Source organism: Lentzea sp. NPDC092896 (genome assembly GCF_044754905.1).
In the GTDB taxonomy this organism is placed as follows: domain Bacteria; phylum Actinomycetota; class Actinomycetes; order Mycobacteriales; family Pseudonocardiaceae; genus Lentzea.
In genome coordinates this window covers 1,718,653-1,736,604 of record NZ_JBIVPX010000001.1, presented here as the reverse complement: position 1 = coordinate 1,736,604, position 17,952 = coordinate 1,718,653, and the positions used below count along the sequence as shown (strand labels likewise).

The 17,952-nt window shown below is 69.0% G+C and carries 11 protein-coding genes; 8 read left to right on the top strand and 3 right to left on the bottom strand.

What is annotated here, in order from left to right; genetic code table 11:
• The first annotated feature begins 3 nt into the window (after window positions 1-3).
• Window positions 4-1,065, top strand: a complete 1,062-nt coding sequence (locus ACIQF0_RS07750) for a histidine kinase (RefSeq protein ID WP_360029573.1) — start codon at window positions 4-6, stop codon at window positions 1,063-1,065.
• Entirely contained in the window at window positions 1,062-1,667 is a 606-nt protein-coding gene (locus tag ACIQF0_RS07745; RefSeq protein WP_401025803.1) for a DNA-binding response regulator, read from the top strand. The genes ACIQF0_RS07750 and ACIQF0_RS07745 overlap by 4 nt, the downstream gene beginning before the upstream one ends.
• On the opposite strand, the gene ACIQF0_RS07740 is transcribed toward ACIQF0_RS07745, so the two are convergent.
• A complete protein-coding gene (locus ACIQF0_RS07740; RefSeq protein ID WP_401025800.1) occupies window positions 1,664-2,746 on the bottom strand; it encodes an oxygenase MpaB family protein in 1,083 nt (360 codons plus the stop codon). The two genes, ACIQF0_RS07745 and ACIQF0_RS07740, sit on opposite strands and share 4 nt — an antisense overlap.
• Before the next feature lie 163 nt (window positions 2,747-2,909).
• Window positions 2,910-3,551, bottom strand: a complete 642-nt coding sequence (locus tag ACIQF0_RS07735) for a GntR family transcriptional regulator (protein ID WP_401025798.1) — start codon at window positions 3,549-3,551, stop codon at window positions 2,910-2,912.
• A 50-nt stretch (window positions 3,552-3,601) separates the two neighbouring features.
• Here ACIQF0_RS07735 and ACIQF0_RS07730 point away from each other — a divergent pair, with 50 nt between their 5' ends.
• Together ACIQF0_RS07730 and ACIQF0_RS07725 are read left to right on the top strand one after the other, a co-directional pair.
• Complete coding sequence (locus tag ACIQF0_RS07730; RefSeq protein WP_401025795.1) at window positions 3,602-4,018, top strand: VOC family protein; 417 nt, start codon at window positions 3,602-3,604, stop codon at window positions 4,016-4,018.
• 97 nt (window positions 4,019-4,115) lie between these two features.
• A complete protein-coding gene (locus ACIQF0_RS07725) occupies window positions 4,116-5,357 on the top strand; it encodes a cytochrome P450 (RefSeq protein WP_401025792.1) in 1,242 nt (413 codons plus the stop codon).
• Here the strand turns inward: ACIQF0_RS07725 and ACIQF0_RS07720 are convergent.
• Complete coding sequence (locus ACIQF0_RS07720) at window positions 5,347-5,937, bottom strand: TetR/AcrR family transcriptional regulator (RefSeq protein WP_401025789.1); 591 nt, start codon at window positions 5,935-5,937, stop codon at window positions 5,347-5,349. The genes ACIQF0_RS07725 and ACIQF0_RS07720 overlap by 11 nt on opposite strands.
• A 106-nt stretch (window positions 5,938-6,043) precedes the next feature.
• Between ACIQF0_RS07720 and ACIQF0_RS07715 the strand changes: the two genes are divergently transcribed.
• From ACIQF0_RS07715 to ACIQF0_RS07700, 4 genes are all read left to right on the top strand, one after another.
• Entirely contained in the window at window positions 6,044-9,121 is a 3,078-nt protein-coding gene (locus ACIQF0_RS07715; protein ID WP_401025786.1) for a S8 family peptidase, read from the top strand.
• Between the two features lie 25 nt (window positions 9,122-9,146).
• Window positions 9,147-10,403 (top strand): alpha/beta hydrolase family protein, encoded by a 1,257-nt coding sequence (locus tag ACIQF0_RS07710; protein ID WP_401025783.1) that lies wholly within the window; start codon window positions 9,147-9,149, stop codon window positions 10,401-10,403.
• Between the two features lie 365 nt (window positions 10,404-10,768).
• A complete protein-coding gene (locus ACIQF0_RS07705; protein WP_401025780.1) occupies window positions 10,769-14,542 on the top strand; it encodes a discoidin domain-containing protein in 3,774 nt (1,257 codons plus the stop codon).
• A gap of 52 nt (window positions 14,543-14,594) precedes the next feature.
• The gene (locus ACIQF0_RS07700) at window positions 14,595-17,897 is read left to right on the top strand and encodes a CARDB domain-containing protein (RefSeq protein WP_401025778.1); all 3,303 of its coding nucleotides are present in this window, start codon (window positions 14,595-14,597) and stop codon (window positions 17,895-17,897) included.
• Window positions 17,898-17,952: the final 55 nt, after the last annotated feature.

The following is a 17,952-nucleotide window of genomic DNA, read 5'->3' as shown; positions in this document are numbered from 1 at the left end:
GCGATGAACGACCTTCCGCACACCGCGTTGCGCGGCACCCTCCACCTGTTGTGGATGGGGTCGCTCGTCGTGCCGCTGATCTCGGTGCTGCGCGAACCGTCCGCGATGCGCTGGCTCGGCGTGCTGGGGCTGCTGGTGCTGGCCGTGGCCTACGCGGTGACGTTGCGGGGCGGGCCGCTGTGGGTGCTCGTGGTCGCGACCGTGGTGACGATTCCGCTGGTGGCACCCGTCGGACCGGACGAACTGTCGACGTGGGCGTGGATCGGCGGCGCGGCGGCCGGGTTCGCGCCGCTGCTGCTCACCGGTCCGTGGCGGTGGCTGGCGGGCATCGGCGCCGTGGTGGCCGCGGGCCTGGTCGGGTTCTTCGTCACCCGCGACCAGACGACGTACCAGATGATCGCGGTCTCGGTCGGGCTGACGATCCTCGCGATGGCCGGGCTGCCGATGTGGTTCGCCGGGCTGCTCGGGCAGGCGCGGGCGGGGCGTGAGGCGCAGGCGGAGCTGGCGGTGAGCGAGGAACGGCTGCGGTTCGCCCGCGACGTGCACGACCTGCTGGGACACCGGCTGACGGTGATCGCGCTGAAGTCCGAACTGGCCGGACGGCTCGCGTCGACCGATCCCGAGCGCTCGGCCGCGGAGGCGTTCGAAGCGCAACGGCTGGCGTCCTCGGCGTTGGAAGAGGTGCGTGACGCCGTGCACGGCTATCGCGCGGTGAGCCTGCCCGAACAGCTTGAGGCCGTGCGGAACGTGTTGCAGGAAGCCGGTATCCGCTGCACGGTCTCGGACGTTGTGGTGGAGGGCGAACACGCGACGCAGCTCGCACTGGCGTTGCGGGAGGCCTGCACCAACGTGCTGCGGCACAGCCACGCGACGTGGTGCATGATCGACGTCGCTGTCGCCGAGGAGGAGGTGCGGATGACCGTCACGAACGACGGCGCCGAGAAGCCTTCGAGCGAGGGCAACGGGCTTCGAGGTCTGCGCGAACGACTCGCGGCCGTGGGCGGTCAGGTGTCGGTGGAGAAGTCGGGCGACGTGTTCACGTTGCAGGTCGTGGTGCCCGCGTGATCAGAGTGCTGCTGGCCGACGACGAGGAGCTGATCCGCGACGCCCTCGCGGCGCTCCTCGACCTGGAGCCGGACCTCGAGGTGGTGGCCCGCGCGGGGGACGGCCGGGCCGCCGTCGAGGCCGCGCGGGCGCACCGCCCGGACGTGGCCGTGGTGGACCTGCAGATGCCCGGGCTGGACGGTCTGGAGGTCACCGAGGAACTGGCGCGCGTGCTGCCGTCGTGCGCCGTGGTGATCCTGACCGGCCGTGGCCGCCCGCCGCACCTGCAGCAGGCCCTGCACGCGGGTGCGAAGGGCTTCCTGCCCAAGGGATCGCCCGGCGGCACGCTCGCGGACGTGATCCGCCGCGTGCACGCCGGTTCGCGCTGGGTCGACCCCGCGCTGGCCGCCGACGCGCTCGCCGCTCCCCCGTGCCCGCTGACGCAGCGCGAGCTGGAAGTGTTGCGGCTGAGCGAGTTCGGCACCCCGGTCGCCGAGATCGCTTCGCGCACGTCGTTGTCCGCAGGTACCGTGCGCAACCACCTGTCGGCCGCGGTCGCGAAGCTCGGGGTGGGGAGCCGCACCGAGGCTTTTCAGCTCGCCCATGAGCACGGCTGGCTTTAGGTCCGCAGGCACGCGGGCACGGTGAGGGTGGTCGGCTGACCGTCCCTGAGGGTGCGGACGCTCGCGCCGAGCAGCAGGTCGCCGGCCTTGTCCAGCACTGCCCGTGCGACCCGGCTGCGGTCCTCGCCGCGTTCGAACACGCGCATGACCCTGGCGCCGGCGTTGACCGTCCGCGTCCAGCCTCTGGAGTGCGGGACCTCAAGCCAGTCCGCGACCTCGGCGTCGACGACCTGCCGCACCATCGCCGCGACCACGCCGTCGAAAGCCTTGCCGGGCACGAACTTCTCGTACAGCTCGACCAGGTTCCTGGTCAGTTCGACGCCTTCGGCCGACGGCGCGTAGGAGGCCCGGACCATCGTGTAGCTGAGTTCTTCGGCTTCCTGCAACGTTTCCGGCATCGCGTCCGGGCGGATGCCGAGCACCGCGCCCGCGACCCGCCAGACGTGGTAGTAGTCCTCGGCCTCCGTGCCGGTGACCGAGACACCGATGCGGCGCATGCCGTCGATCACCTGCACGGAGAAGATCAGCAGGGCGCCGAGCAGATCCTGCTGGCACACCGGAACGCCGTCCTTCTCGTGGTCCCACTCCGGTGAGCGGCCGACGAAGTAGCGGACCGCGGCGTGGATGAGCCGGGTCTTCTGGATCGTCGGCACGAACGAGCCGCCCGTCCCGAAAGCGTTGGGCTCCATCATGTTCAGCACGAACTGCGACGTCTCCGACAACCTGCGGTGCGGCTGGTTGAGCCGGTGTGTGAGCGTGAGGACCTTCGACGGCCGGGGTTGCGCGTAGCAGTTGACCATCGCGCCGAACGACAGCACCGACGCCACGTGCACGCCGTCGTCGATGAAGAATTCGTGCGCGCGGGCGACGCGTTCCTCGTCCATCCACTCCGGCGGGTCGTCGGTGGCGACGAGGTAGTCGCGGACCACGGGCGGCAGGTGCTCCGGGATCGGCTCGTCGTTGCCGCGGAACTCCGCGAGGACCTGGTTGACCTCGTCCAGGCTGCCGTTCTCGACCAGGTGCGCGATCACGGCGTCGGCGAGCGGGTCGCCCTCGTACTTCAGCGCGTGCAGATCCACATCGGCGAGCGTATGGGCCCGTTCGGGCCGCAGATCGCCTCGTTCACCTCTTCGGCCCAGTGAATCCACGCGTTCGTGCGGGAGTCCGGGCAGCGTTCTGGCTGTGACCGCTCTCCCCGCCGGGTCAGAAGCGAGTTCCGCGTCGCCTGACCGGGTCCCGCGGTCAGGGGCCTGAGGTGAGCACGTCGAACGCGTGCCTGCGGTGCTCCGCGAACAGCTTCAGCGCCCCTTCCACGTTCCCCAGCCGCAGCGCCGCCACCAGATCCCGGTGCTCCTCCCGGATCTGCTCCAGGTACCCGTCGGTGCTCAGCCGCACCCGCGTGATCAGGAACAGGTGCACCTGCGACCGGATCGCCTCCCAGGCCTGGGTCAGTCGCGAGTGGCCGGCCGCGGCGTACACGGCGTCGTGGAACGCGATGTCGCACCGCACCATCTCGTGCGGCGTCGAGGCGCGCTCCATCTCCACCGCCGCCGCGGCGATCTCCTCCAGCGAAGCGCCCGTGGCCACCACGCGCTGGACGGCCAGCACTTCCAGGGCACCGCGCAGACTGTCCAGTTCGGCGACGTCCTGAAGGGACAGTTCGGCCACCGTGGCGCCCCGGTGCCACTCGGCGCGCACGAGGCCCTCGCGTTCCAGTGAGCGCAGCGCGTCGCGGACCGGACCGCGGCTCACCCTCAGCGCCTCGGACAGCTCCACCTCGCGCAGGGCGCTGCCCGGCGGGTAGCCGCCGTCGAAGATGGCCTCGCGGATCATGTCCGCGACCTCGCTGCCCAGACCTCGTCGTCGTGCCGGACCCACTGTCATGTGAGCAATGTTAACAAGGAGACATCTTGTCGGAATGTTAACATCTGGACATGCCGAACATCCCTCGTTTCCACCTCGCCATGCCCGTCGACGATCTCGCCGCCGCCCGCCGCTTCTACGGCGAGACGCTCGGCCTCGAGCAGGGCCGCAGCTCCGACACCTGGGTCGACTGGAACCTGCACGGCCACCAGTTCGTCACCCACCTGGCGCCGAGGACCGAGCGCGTCAGCAACCCGGTCGACGGCCACGACGTGCCGGTCCCCCACTTCGGCCTGGTCCTGGCCGTCGACGAGTTCCAGACGCTCGCCGGCCGGCTCACCGACGCCGGCACGAAGTTCGTCATCGAGCCGTACGTGCGATTCAAGGGCGAGCCGGGCGAGCAGTGGACGATGTTCCTGCTGGACCCGGCGGGCAACGCGCTCGAGTTCAAGGCGTTCGCGGACGACGCGCAGGTGTTCGCCGTCTAAAGAACTCCAAAAAATCTTGCACAACGCGCAAGTTTCGGTAGCGTGGGAGTGACGCCGAGCCACGACCCGGTCACACCGGGTCAGACAGGGAGAGGCCATGACCACGGCCGAGCGGCAGCGCAGCGCTCAACAGCTCATCCGCCCGCAGTTGCCCGCTGAACTCACTCAACGCGACGGGTGCCCGTTCGACCCGTCGAAGGGGCTGACCGAGCTCAGCGAGCAGGGGCGGATCCACAAGGTCGAGCACAACGGCGACACCGTCTGGCTCGTCACCGGGCACGACGAGGCACGGGCGGTGCTCGCCGCGCCGCAGATGAGCTCCGACCGGATCAACAGCCCGCGGGCGAGGGCCCTGATCTCGCCGGAACTGCACGCGGAGCTGTTCCCGCCGGAGCGCCAGGCCGGGTCGTTCATCTTCATGGACGCCCCCGAGCACACCCGCTTCCGCAGGCTGCTGACCGGGCAGTTCACCGTGCGCAGGATGCGCGACCTCACGCCGCGCATCCACGAGATCGTCACCGACCGGCTCGACGCGATGATCGAGAAGGGACCGCCCGCCGATCTCGTGCACGACTTCGCGCTGCCGGTGCCGTCGCTCGTGATCTGCGAACTGCTGGGCGTCGACTACGGCGACCGCGACGAGTTCCAGCGCCGCACGGCCAAGCTGCTCAGCCTGAACACCACGATCGACGAGCAGATCAAGAACACGGTCGAGCTGCGCAAGTTCATGCGGGGGCTGGTCGACGCCAAGCGGCTCAGCCCCGGCGACGACCTGCTGTCCGGGCTGGTCAAGGACACCGACCTGAGCGACGACGAGCTCACCGGCATCGCGAACCTGCTGCTCATCGCGGGCCACGAGACGACGGCGAACATGCTGGCGTTGGGCACGTTCGCGCTGCTGGAGCACCCCGACCAGTTCGCGAAGCTGCGCGACAACCCGGAGCTGACCGAGAACGCGGTCGAGGAGCTGCTGCGGTACCTGTCGATCATCAGCATGGGTGTCTCCCGGCACGCCAAGGAGGACGTCGTGATCGGCGGCGCCACCATCCGCGCCGGCGAGACCGTCGTGGTGTCGGTGCCGGCGGTCAACCGGGACGACAGCCAGTACGACGACCCGCACGCGCTGCTGGTCGACCGGCCGCGCGGGCACCACGTGGCGTTCGGGCACGGCATCCACCAGTGCCTCGGTCAGCAGCTGGCGCGCGTGGAGATGATGGTCGGCTTCACCGAGCTGTTGAAGAGGTTCCCGACCTTGAAGCTCGCGGTTCCGGCCGACGAGGTGCCGTTGCGGACCGACATGTCGATCTACGGCGTGCACTCGCTCCCGGTCACCTGGTGAACCCGGCACCGAGCTGGTCGATCATCTGACCGACCAGCTCGGTGACCTCGAACCTGTCCGTGGCCTGGGGTGTGTCGAGCCACCACTGCACGACCGCGCGCATCGACGCGAGGATCGTCGACGCCGTCACCGCCGGATAGGGGTCCGCCTGGGGGTCCACCCCGCAGCGCACCGCAATCGCCGCCGTCAACGCCTGTTCGCGGGCCGAGTAGGCGGCGAAGACGTGCGGCAGCAGCGCGGGGTCCTGCCGGAGCTGACGCAACTGGCGAAGCCGGTCGAGGTCGACGTAGCGCGGGTAGATCGACCGCAGCGCCTCGCGCAACGCGACCAGCACCGGTTCGCTCGCGGGCCGTGCGGCGAACTCCTCCACCAGCGCGAGCGCCGTGGCCGTGTCGCCGGCGACGACCGCTTCTTCCTTCGAGGAGAAGTAGTTGAAGAACGTCCGCAGGGACACCCCGGCCGCCCGCGCGATCTGCTCCACGGTGACCCGGTCGAGGCCGTGCTCCACGCACAGGCTCCAGGCGGCGTCACCCAGCGCTTCCCTGGTCGCCGCCTTCTTGCGTTCACGCAGGCCCGTCATGGCGCAAAGATTAAAGCGTCCCGGAAATTGGTGTAGACCTTGTCACCCAGGTGAGCACCTCACTACGGTCCGTGAGATCGCTCTCACAAGACCTTCGGAGGACCGGGTGCGCCTACTCGGAGTCGTCGTACTGGCCGGGGCCCTGCTCACCGCGGGCCAGGCCCATGCCTCTCCCCCACGCGCCTCGTCATCGGCGCCGACCGTCACGCTGATCACCGGGGACCAGGTGCTCACCGGGCAACGGGCGATCAGACCGGCGCCCGGCCGTGAACGCGTCCTGTTCACCAACTACACCGCGCAGGGCCACGAGTACGTGGTGCCGCACGACGCCATTCCGATGATCGCGGACGGCCGCCTCGACGAGCGGCTCTTCGACGTCACCGAGCTCGCCACGTACGGCGGCGCCCTGCCGGTGATCGCCACCTACCCCGAAGGCACCCTGAGCGCGCAGTCCGGCCTCCAGCTGCGCAGCATCAACGGCGTGGCGTTCGACGCGGCCAAAACGCCACTCGCCGGCACCCTGTCCACGTCCGGAGCGAAGAAGATCTGGCTCGACGCCCGGCGCAAGGCGAACCTCGACCGCAGCGTCGCCCAGATCAACGCCCCCGCGGCCTACGCGGCGGGCCTCACCGGCAAGGGCACCACTGTCGCCGTCCTCGACACGGGCGTCGACAACACCCACCCGGATCTCGCCGACCGCGAGATCGGTGAGCGCAACTTCTCGAACTCCGCGGACAACGGCGACCACTACGGCCACGGCACGCACGTCGCGTCGATCATCGCGGGCACCGGCGCGAAGAGCGGCGGCAAGTACCACGGCGTGGCGCCGGACGCGAGCATCCTCGACGTGAAGGTGCTGGGCGACAACGGTTCCGGCCAGGACAGCGGGATCATCGCCGGCATGGAGTGGGCGGTGGAACAGGGCGCCCAGATCATCAACATGAGCCTCGGCGGCTACGACACGCCCGAGATCGAGCCCCTCGAAGAGGCCGTGAACCGCCTCAGCGCCGACAAGGGCACGCTGTTCGTGATCGCCGCCGGCAACAGCGGCCCCAACGCGCGCACGGTCGGCTCACCCGGCACCGCCGACGCGGCGCTGACCGTCGGCGCGGTCGACGACCAGAACGAGATCGCGGAGTTCTCGAGCCGCGGCCCGACGCAGGCCGGAACGTTGAAGCCCGACCTCACCGCACCCGGCGTCGGCATCGTCGCCGCCCTGCACTCCGACGGCAGGATCGGCGCCCCGGTCGTCGACGGCTACACCTCGCTCGACGGCACCTCGATGGCCACCCCGCACGTCGCGGGCGCGGCGGCACTCCTGCGCCAGCAGCACCCGGAACTGGGCGGCGCCGCGTTGAAGGCCCGTCTCACCGGCACGACCACCCCCACCGCGAAGCTGACCCCGTTCGAACAGGGCTCCGGCCGCGTCGACGTCGCCAAGCTGATCAAGCAGAACGTGACGTCGAGCCCGACCAGCGTCAGCTTCGGCCAGCACCAGTGGCCGCACACCGGCGAACCCGCGCTGTCCAAGGAGATCACCTACTCCAACGCGGGCTCCGAGCCGATCACGCTCGACCTGACCACGGACACGACCGGCACCCTGTTCAGCGTCTCCCCCGCCAAGCTCACGGTTCCGGCGGGCGGCACCGCGACGGCCACGGTCACCGCGGACATCGCGAAGCAGCCCGCGGGCGGCGTGTTCGGCGGCGCGATCGTCGCGAGCGGCGTGCGCACTGCCGTCGTCGCCGACCTGGAGGTGGAGAGCTACGACGTCAAGGTCACCGGCGTCGAGCGGACCGGCCTCACGACGGCGTCGACCTTCGCGTTCCTGATCAACGTCGACACCGGCGCCCGCCTCTGGCCGGACAGCACGACCGGCGTCGCGCGCGTGGCCAAGGGCCGTTACATCCTGTCCGGCAGCGTGCTGTCGTCCAGCGGCGCCTGGACCCACGACGTCATCAACTACCCGAACCTGACCGTCTCCGGCGCCACGACGATCAGCCTCGACGCCCGCCAGGCCAAGCCGGTCAAGGTGACTCTGCCCGTCACCGCGCAACTCTCGTTGCTGCAGACCGGTTTCGAGCGGGTCGTCAACGGCACCGCCTACACCATCGGCAACTTCTCGGTCGGCGGTTCCATCGACCACCTCGGCGTCGCGAGCCTCGGCCCGGACTCGAACGAGGTCACCGGCAAGATCGCCACGTTCTGGAACGCGGGCCAGGACTTCTACGGACTCGCCTGGTACCAGAAGGGACACGCTCCCAACGGCCTGACCAAGACGGTCGTCAAGAAGGACCTCGCGACGGTCAAGGTCGACATGCCCGCTTTGAAGCCGGGCCAGAGCGCCTCGATCGGCCACACCTCCTCCCCCGAGGGCCGCGCCGACTGGACCTACGGCTCGCTCGACAACTTCACCTCCGGCCCGCGCACCGAGTACTACGGCGGCGAGGGCGGCGACTGGTCGCGCAGGTTCAACCTGTTCGACGAGACCGGCAACATCGGCGCGCTGGTCACCCCGCTGCGGCACTACCGGCCGGGCTGCACCTACGTGGAACCGTTCAACCGCGCGGTGTTCGGCCCCGCACTGCCCGAGACGCGGGACATCCCGCACTCGTTCCGCACGGGCGACTTCGTCCGCGTCACCATCCCGCTCTACGGCGACAACGCGGGCAACGAGGGCTACAGCCCCGTGACTGAAGCACGCACGACCGTCTACCGCGACAACGTCAAGGCCGCGGAAACGGCCGAGGCGGGCTGGGCGATGCTCGACGTACAGCCGGGCGCCGCGAGCTACCGCGTGGAGACCTCCGCCGTGCGAAACACCGCCCTGAGCTCCAAGGTGTCCGGCGTGTGGACGTTCCGCAGCAACACCACCGCGAAGCAGACCGCGCTCCCCCTGTCGGTCATCCGCTTCACCCCGCAACTGGACGACAACGGCTACGGCCGGGCCGGCCAGATGCTCGCCGTGCCGATCTCGACCCAGTCGCAGGTGGACTCGGTGCGCGTGACGTCCGTCGAGGTCTCCTACGACGGCGGCACCACGTGGAAGCGCACGCAGATCACGGCCGGCCGCGTCCTGCTGGCCCACCCGAAGGACGCCAAGTCGGTCTCCTTGCGCGCCAAGGCGTCCGGCAGCGGCCAGACCGTCGAACAGACGATCATCGACGCGTACCTGCTGCGCTAGCGAACGCGCCAGTAGTCTGGAAACCGTGCGGGAACTGACCGACGAGATCGTGGCCGGCCACAGCCCGCCGCCTGCCAAGGACGAGCCGACCGGGGTGAGCATCCCCGGTCGGCACGTCGCCGAGGTCGCGCGACACCCGGACGGCCGGCTCGCGGTCATCACCTGGTCGTCGCCGAAGATCGACCCCGGCCTGCTCAACCCGGCGCTGCACGTCGTGGAGACCGACGGCACCGTCACGGACCTGGGCGCTACGCCCGCGGACGCCGGTTCGCCGGTCTGGTGGGGCGACGAGGTCTGCTACCTGGCGCTGACGCCGCCGCACCTGCAGAGTGGCAACGCCGTCTTCGACCAGCGCCACCGCAACCTCACCGAAGGCATCCGCGCCTGCCCGATCGACCTCGTCCAAGACGACGGCAACGCACCGGTCGTGGTCGTCGCGACCGGCCTCGACACCGAGTTCCGCCGCCTCGACGGCACTTTCCTCGCCCACATCAGGGGCTCGCACCTACCGCCGCGCTACCGCGACCTCGACGGCATCCCCTGGGGCGTTCAGGAACGCCTCCACTACCAGGCCCGCGACGGGCTCGACCTCGACGGCCTGCTGGTGCTGCCGCCGGGCAAGACCAGGCGGGACGGACCGTTCAGGCTGGTCACGATCGTCCACGGCGGTCCGTACGACCGCTGGACCGACGACCTGCAACTGCACTGGGTGCCGTCGGCGCAGTGGTTCGCGCACCAGGGGATCGCGGCCTTCCTGCCCAACCCCAGGGGCGGCCGAGGTCATGGCCACGAGTTCGCGGCAGCCGTCGCGCACGAGGTCGGCCAGGAGGAGTGGCACGACATCGAGACCGGCATCGATCTCCTCGTCGGCCAAGGGATCGCGGATCCCGACCGGCTCGGCATCGCGGGCTGGAGCCACGGCGGGTTCATGGCCGCCTGGGCCACGACCAGGACCGACCGGTTCAAGGCGGCGCTGGTCGGCGCGGGGATCTCGGACTGGCCTCGCCTCATCGCCACCGGCGAGTGGGGCGCGTTCGAGGCGGCTTTGAGCGACAGCGCGGAACACAGCCCTCTCACGTACGCGGACCGGATCCGCACGCCGATGTTGATCGTGCACGGCGCGGACGACACCAACGTGCCGGTGGAGCAAGCCGAGCTGCTGCACCGCGCGGTGCGGCACTCCGAACTCGTCGTCTATCCGGGCGAGGGGCACTCGCTGCGGAAGCGTGAGCACAGGCTGGATCTGCTGAACCGAACCAGAAGGTTGTTCGCCAAGCTCTGAGACTTGCGCAAACCTTACGCAACCTCCGCAAGGCCGAAGCAAGCCAGCGCAAGCGCGCGTATCGAGATCAAATCAATTTTTTCGGCCGGTTCGGGCCCGAACCTCCCACGACGCCGGATCTCCTGCCGCTGGTGATCGCCCTTGCGCACGCTGAGAGACCGGTCGGATACTGGAACGAGCACTCGTCTTTCCTGTTCAGAGCGCTATGTCGCAAATTTGCGCAATCACGTCGAGATATTGCGGTAATCTGCTGGACACTTCTACGGTGAGGCGCGCCACACCCCCTCGCGTCCCCACCGAGAAGGGCCAAGCACGCCATGTCATCGACGACACGCGCTCGCTCCCTGCTAGCCCCGCTAGTCGCAGTGATCACCGCCGCGGCCACCCTGACGATCTCCCCCGCCGCACAGGCCGCGCCGGTCAGCCTCGACCTGACCAAGCAGACCCGCATCGACCAGGTCACCCTCACGGCTCCCCAGAACGGCACGGAAACCTTCGCCCTGCAGACGAGTCTCGACGGCAGAGGCTGGTCGACGCTGGTCGCGGAACAGCCGCACACGTTCAAGGACCGCAAGCTCACCTTCAAGGTCGACCCGACGCTGGTCCGGCACGTCCGCGCCACCAAGACCACGGCGAAGCTGGAGGTCCACGAGGCCGCGGCCAGCGCGCTGCTCCAGGCCACCTACAGCGCGAGCAGCACGAACCAGAACTACGGCCCGGGCAACGCCGGTGACGGCAACCAGGGGACGTACTGGGAGAGCGCGAACAACGCGTTCCCGCAATGGATCCAGGCCGATCTCGGGGCCGCGCTGAAGGCCGACAGGGTCGTGCTGAAGCTCCCGACGGACGGCTGGGGCGCCCGCACCCAGACCCTCTCGGTCCAGGGCAGCACGGACGGCAGCAACTTCACCGATCTCGTGGCGTCCAGGGGATACGACTTCAGCCCCGCCGCGGCCAACACCGTCACCATCGACTTCACCGCGGCCACCACGCGGTACGTCCGGCTGCGGATCACCGGGAACACCGGCTGGCCGGCGGCCCAGCTCAGCGAGTTCGAGGTGCAGGGCCCGACCGGGGGTGACACGCAGGCTCCGGCGGCGCCGTCGAACCTCGCCTTCACCCAGCCGCAGGCCGGGCAGATCCGGCTGACCTGGAACGCGAGCACGGACAACGTCGGCGTCACCGGCTACGACGTCTACGCCAACGGCACCCTGCGCACGACGGTCACCGGCACGAACTACACCGACAGCCAGCCCGACGGCCTGCGCGTGAGCTACCACGTGATCGCAAAGGACGCGGCCGGCAACCAGTCCCCCGCCAGCAACACCGTGACGCGCGAAGGCGCCACCGGCACGAACCTGGCACAGGGCAAGCCCGTCACGGCGAACAACAACGTGCACAACTTCGTCGCCGCCAACGCCAACGACGGAAACCTGGCCACCTACTGGGAGTCCAACGGGTTCCCCGGCACGCTGACCGTCCAGCTGGGATCGAACGCGGACGTCAGCTCGGTCGCGGTCAAGCTCAACCCCGACAGCGCGTGGGGTGCCCGCACACAGAACATCGAGGTCCTCGGCCGCGAACAGAACGCCACCGGCTTCACCAGCCTCGTCGCCGGACGGGACTACCGCTTCGACCCGGCGTCCGGCAACAGCATCACCATCAACGCCGCCGGACGGGTCGCCGACATCCAGTTGCGCGGCACGACCAACACCGGTGCGCCCGGCGCCCAGGTGGCGGAGATCCAGGTGTTCGGCACCCCTGCCCCGAATCCCGATCTCACCGTCACCGCGACGTCGTTCACGCCGGCGAGCCCCGTCGAGACCGATCAGATCACGCTGAACGCGACCGTCCGCAACGCCGGAACCGCGGCCTCCACCGCCACCGACGTGACGTTCTTCCTCGGCACCACCAGCGTCGGCACCGCCACCGTCGGCGCCCTCGCCGCCGGTGCCCTCGCCGCCGGTGCGCAGGCGAACGTCAGCACGACGATCGCCGCCCGCCCGTCGGGCAGCTACGAGTACACCGCCAAGGTCGACGAGACCAAGAAGGTGGCGGAGCAGAACGAGACCAACAACGCCCGCATCCACCCGGACCCGCTGGTCGTGACGCCGGTCCCGAGTTCCGACCTGGTCGCCGTGCCGTCCTGGTCGCCGAGCAACCCGAGCAACGGCCAGAGCACCACGTTCTCCGTCGCGATCAAGAACCAGGGCACCATCGCCTCCGCGGCCGGCGCCCACGGCATCACGGTCACGATCCTGAACAGCAGCGGCCAGACCGTCCGCACGCTGACCGGCAGCCACAACGGCACGATCAACGCCGGTGCCACGACCGCCGCGGTCAGCCTCGGCACGTGGCCCGCAGCCGACGGCCGCTACACCGTCCGCACGGTGATCGCCAACGACGGCAACGAGATCCCTGCCAAGCAGGGCAACAACACCAGCGAGCAGTCGCTGTTCATCGGCCGCGGTGCGAGCGTTCCGTGGCAGCACGTCGAGGCCGAGGACGCGACCGTCGGCGGCGGCGCGCAGGTCCTCAGTCCGAACAGGACGATCGGCGACCTCGCCGGTGAGGCGTCCGGCCGTCGTGCCGTCACGCTGAACGGCAACGGCCAGTCGGTCGAGTTCACGACGTCCGGACCGACCAACACCCTCGTCACCCGGTTCTCCATCCCGGACAGCTCCGGTGGCGGCGGCATCACCTCGAACCTCAACGTCTACGTCAACGGCCAGTTCCACAAGGCCATCGACCTGACGTCGAAGTACATGTGGCAGTACGGCAACGAGGCCGAGCCCGGCAACTCGCCGGGAGCGGGCGGGCCGCGCCACATCTACGACGAGGCGAACGTGATGCTCAACTCGACGTTCCCGGCGGGCACGAAGATCAAGCTGCAGAAGGACGCGGCCAACACCACGAACTACGCGATCGACTTCGTGAACTTCGAACAGGTGACGGCCGCCGGAAACCCTGACGCCGCACGCTATGCCGTGCCCGCCGGGTTCACCCACCAGGACGTGCAGAACGCCCTCGACCGCGTCCGGATGGACACGACCGGCACGCTGATCGGCGTCTACCTGCCCGCGGGCACCTACCAGACGGCGCAGAAGTTCAACGTCTACGGCAAGGCGATCCGAGTGGTCGGCGCCGGCCCCTGGTTCACCCGGTTCCAGGCTCCGCTCGCGCAGGAGAACACCGACATCGGCTTCAGCGCGCAGTCGTCCGCGAGCGGGTCGACGTTCAGCGGGTTCGCGGTGTTCGGCAACTACACCGCGCGCATCAACGGGCCGGGCAAGGTGTTCGACTTCGCCGGTGTCCAGAACATGACCATCGAGAACATCTGGGTCGAGCACATGATGTGCCTGTTCTGGGGCAACAACGTCGACAACAACGTCATCAGGGACAGCCGCATCCGCGACATGTACGCGGACGGCCTCAACATGACGAACGGCTCGTCGGGCAACCGGATCTCCAACATCGAGGCGCGGTCGACCGGTGACGACGCGTTCGCGTTGTTCGCCGCCACCGACAACGGCGGCAGCGGCCAGCAGAACAACGTCTTCGAGAACCTCTCGGTGACGACCCCGTGGCGCGCGGCCGGTCTCGCGGTCTACGGCGGCAAGCTCAACACGTTCCGCAACATCTACATCGCGGACACGCTCACCTACTCCGCCGTGACGATCAGCTCGCTCGACTTCGGTTACCCGATGGAGGACTTCGGGCCGGAGCCGACCACGTTCAGCGGCCTCACCCTGGTGCGCTCCGGCGGCCACTTCTGGGGCGCGCAGACGTTCGGCGCGATCTGGATGTTCTCCGCCTCCAAGAAGTACACGGGGATCCGGGTGAGCGACGTCGAGATCATCGATCCGACGTACAGCGGAATCATGTTCCAGACCAAGTACAACGGTGCGGCCGAGAACAGCTTCCAGGACACGGTGCTGTCCAACGTGAGCATCTCGGGTGCGCGCAAGAGCGGCGACGCCTTCGACGCCAAGTCCGGGTTCGGCCTGTGGGCCAACGAGATGCCCGAACCGAACCAGGGCCCGCCCGTGGGTTCCGTGACGTTCAACGGCCTGCGGTTCAGCAACAACTTCCAGGACATCAAGAACACGACGTCCACCTTCACGATCAACATCAACTGATATCCCTGCCGCGAAGGACAATTCAATGAAAAACACGCTATTGAGGCGTGCGGTGAGTGCTGCCCTTGTCAGCGCCCTCGCACTGTTCGGATTGACACCCACGGCGGGAGCAGCGGTCGTCAGGCTGTCCGCGAACCTGACCGCGTCCAGCACCAACGGCCCGTACGGCGCCGGAAACGCCGGTGACGGCAACCAGGGCAGCTACTGGGAGAGCACGAACGGCGTGTTCCCGCAGTGGATCCAGGCCGACCTGGGCGCCGAGAAGAGCGTCAGCAAGGTCGTGCTGCGCCTGCCCTCGACCTGGGAGCAGCGCACGCAAACGCTTGCCGTGCAAGGAAGTTCGAACGGCTCGCAGTTCAGCGACATCGTCGGTTCCGGCGGCAGGGTGTTCGCGCCCGGCTCCAACAACACGGTGACGCTGGACTTCACCGCGACCAGCGTCCGGTACGTGCGCGTCACGATCACTGCGAACAACGGCTGGGCCGCGGCCCAGCTCAGCGAGTTCGAGGTGCACGGCGAGTCCGGGCCGGTCGACCCGCCGCCCGCCGGGGACAACCTGGCGGCAGGCAAACCGGTCGAGGAATCCGGGCACGTGCACAACTTCGTCGCCGCCAACGCGGTCGACGGCAACACCGGCACGTACTGGGAGTCCAACGGCCTGCCTGGTCACCTGACCGCGAAGCTGGGCTCCAACGCGGACGTCACGTCGGTCGTCGTCAAGCTCAACCCCGGCGGCGACTGGGGTGCCCGGACGCAGAACTTCGAGGTGCTGGGCCGGGAAGCGAGCGCCACGGCGTTCGCGACCCTGAAGGCACGTGCCGACTACCGGTTCGACCCGGCCACGGGCAACACCGTCACCATCGCGGTCTCCGGCCGCGCGTCGGACGTGCGGCTGCACTTCTACTCGAACACCGGCGCGCCCGGCGGCCAGGTCGCCGAGTTCCAGGTGTTCGGCGCCGCCGCACCGGCTCCCGACCTGACCGTCACGAACCTGACGTGGACGCCGGCCAGCCCGAGCGAGGCCGACGCGATCAGGCTCACCGCCACCGTGCGCAACGGCGGCACCGTGGCGTCCGGCACGACCACGCTGAACGTCACCCTCGGCGGCACCGTCGCGGGTTCCGCCGCGGTCGGCGCGCTCGCCCCTGGAGCCACGGCCACCGTCAACGTCGACGCGGGCCGTCGTGGCGCCGGGTCCTACGCGGCCGCGGCCACGGTGGACCCGGCCAACCAGGTCGCGGAGACCAACGAGGGCAACAACACCTTCACCTCCGGCTCTCCCCTGGTCGTCGGCCAGGCACCGGGACCGGACCTGCAGATCACCGGCGTCACGCCCAACCCGTCGTCCCCGGCCGCGGGTCAGCAGGTGACGTTCGCCGTCCAGGTCAACAACCGCGGCACGTCGGCAGCGGGCGCCTCGGTGACCCGCGTGGCCGTCGGCGGCAGCACGCTGAACGCCAACACCGGTGCGATCAACGCCGGTCAGACCGTCACGGTCAACGTCGGCTCCTGGACCGCCACCAACGGCGGCGCCACGGCCACGGCGACCGCGGACGCGACGAACGTGGTCGCGGAGACCAACGAGACCAACAACACCGCGACCCAGTCCATTGTGGTCGGACGCGGTGCCTCGGTGCCGTTCACCTCGTACGAGGCCGAAGCGGGCCGTTACCAGGGCACGCTGGTGCAGGCCGACGCGGAGCGCACGTTCGGGCACACCAACTTCGGCTCCGAGTCCTCGGGCCGCAAGTCGGTGCGGCTGGACGCGCAGGGCCAGTTCGTGGAGGTCACGTCGACGGTCAGCACGAACTCGATCGTCGTGCGCAACTCGATCCCGGACGCCGCCGCGGGCGGTGGCCAGGAGGCGACGATCAGCCTCTACGCGAACGACCAGTTCGTGCAGAAGCTGACCCTGTCCTCGCGGCACAGCTGGCTCTACGGCACGACGGACGACCCCGAGGGCCTCACGAACCGTCCTGGCGGCGACGCCCGCAGGCTGTTCGACGAGACCTCGCAGCTGCTCGCGAGCTCCTACCCGGCGGGCACGAAGTTCAAGCTGCAGCGCGACTCCGGTGACAACGCCCAGTTCTACTACATCGACCTGATCGACCTGGAGCAGGTCGCGCCGGCCGCGCAGAAGCCCGCCGACTGCGTGTCGATCACGCAGTACGGCGCCACCGCGAACGACCAGACGGACGACACGGACGCCTTGCAGCGCGCCGTGACGGCCGACCAGAACGGGGAGATCCCCTGCGTCTGGATCCCGGAGGGCAAGTTCCGCCAGGAGAAGAAGATCCTCACCGTGTTCAACAGCGGCGGGGACAACCAGGTCGGCATCCGCAACGTCACGATCCGCGGCGCCGGCATGTGGCACTCGCAGCTGTTCTCGCTGATCCAGCCGCAGGACGCCGACACGATCAACCACCCGCACGAGGGCAACTTCGGGTTCGACATCGACGACAACACGCAGATCTCCGACATCGCGATCTTCGGCTCCGGCCGGATCCGCGGCGGTGACGGCGGCGCGGAGGGCGGCGTCGGGCTCAACGGCCGGTTCGGCAAGAACACCAAGGTCACCAACGTGTGGATCGAGCACGCCAACGTCGGTGTCTGGGTCGGCCGCGACTACACCAACCTGCCCGACCGCTGGAACCCCGGTGACGGCCTGCAGTTCAACGGGATGCGCATCCGCGACACCTACGCCGACGGCATCAACTTCACCAACGGCACGCGCAACTCCACGGTGTTCAACTCGTCGTTCCGCACCACGGGCGACGACGCGCTGGCGGTGTGGGCGTCGAAGTACGTGAAGGACCAGAACGTGGATGTCGGCAGCGGCAACGCGTTCCTCAACAACACGATCGCACTCCCGTGGCGTGCCAACGGAATCGCGATCTACGGTGGTTCGAACAACCGCGCGGAGAACAACATCATCTCCGACACGGCGAACTACCCGGGCATCATGCTGGCGACCGACCACGACCCGCTGCCGTTCGGCGGCACGACGTTGCTCGCCAACAACGCCCTGTACCGCACGGGCGGCGCGTTCTGGGGTGAGGCGCAGGAGTTCGGCGCCATCACGTTGTTCTCCCAGAACCTGGCGATCCCCGGCGTCGTCATCCGCGACACCGAGATCCTGGACTCCACGTACGACGGAATCCAGTTCAAGGGCGGCGGCAGCGGCATGCCGGACGTGCAGATCACCAACGTCCGCATCGACAAGTCGAACAACGGCTCCGGCATCCTCGCGATGGCCCAGGCCCGCGGTTCGGCGAAGCTGACGAACGTGACGATCACCAACTCGCGGGACGGCAACATCACCATCGAGCCGGGTTCGCAGTTCGTCATCAACTAGATCTGGATCACCTTTAGAACCACCTCCGATCGGGTATGTCCCGGTCGGAGGTGGT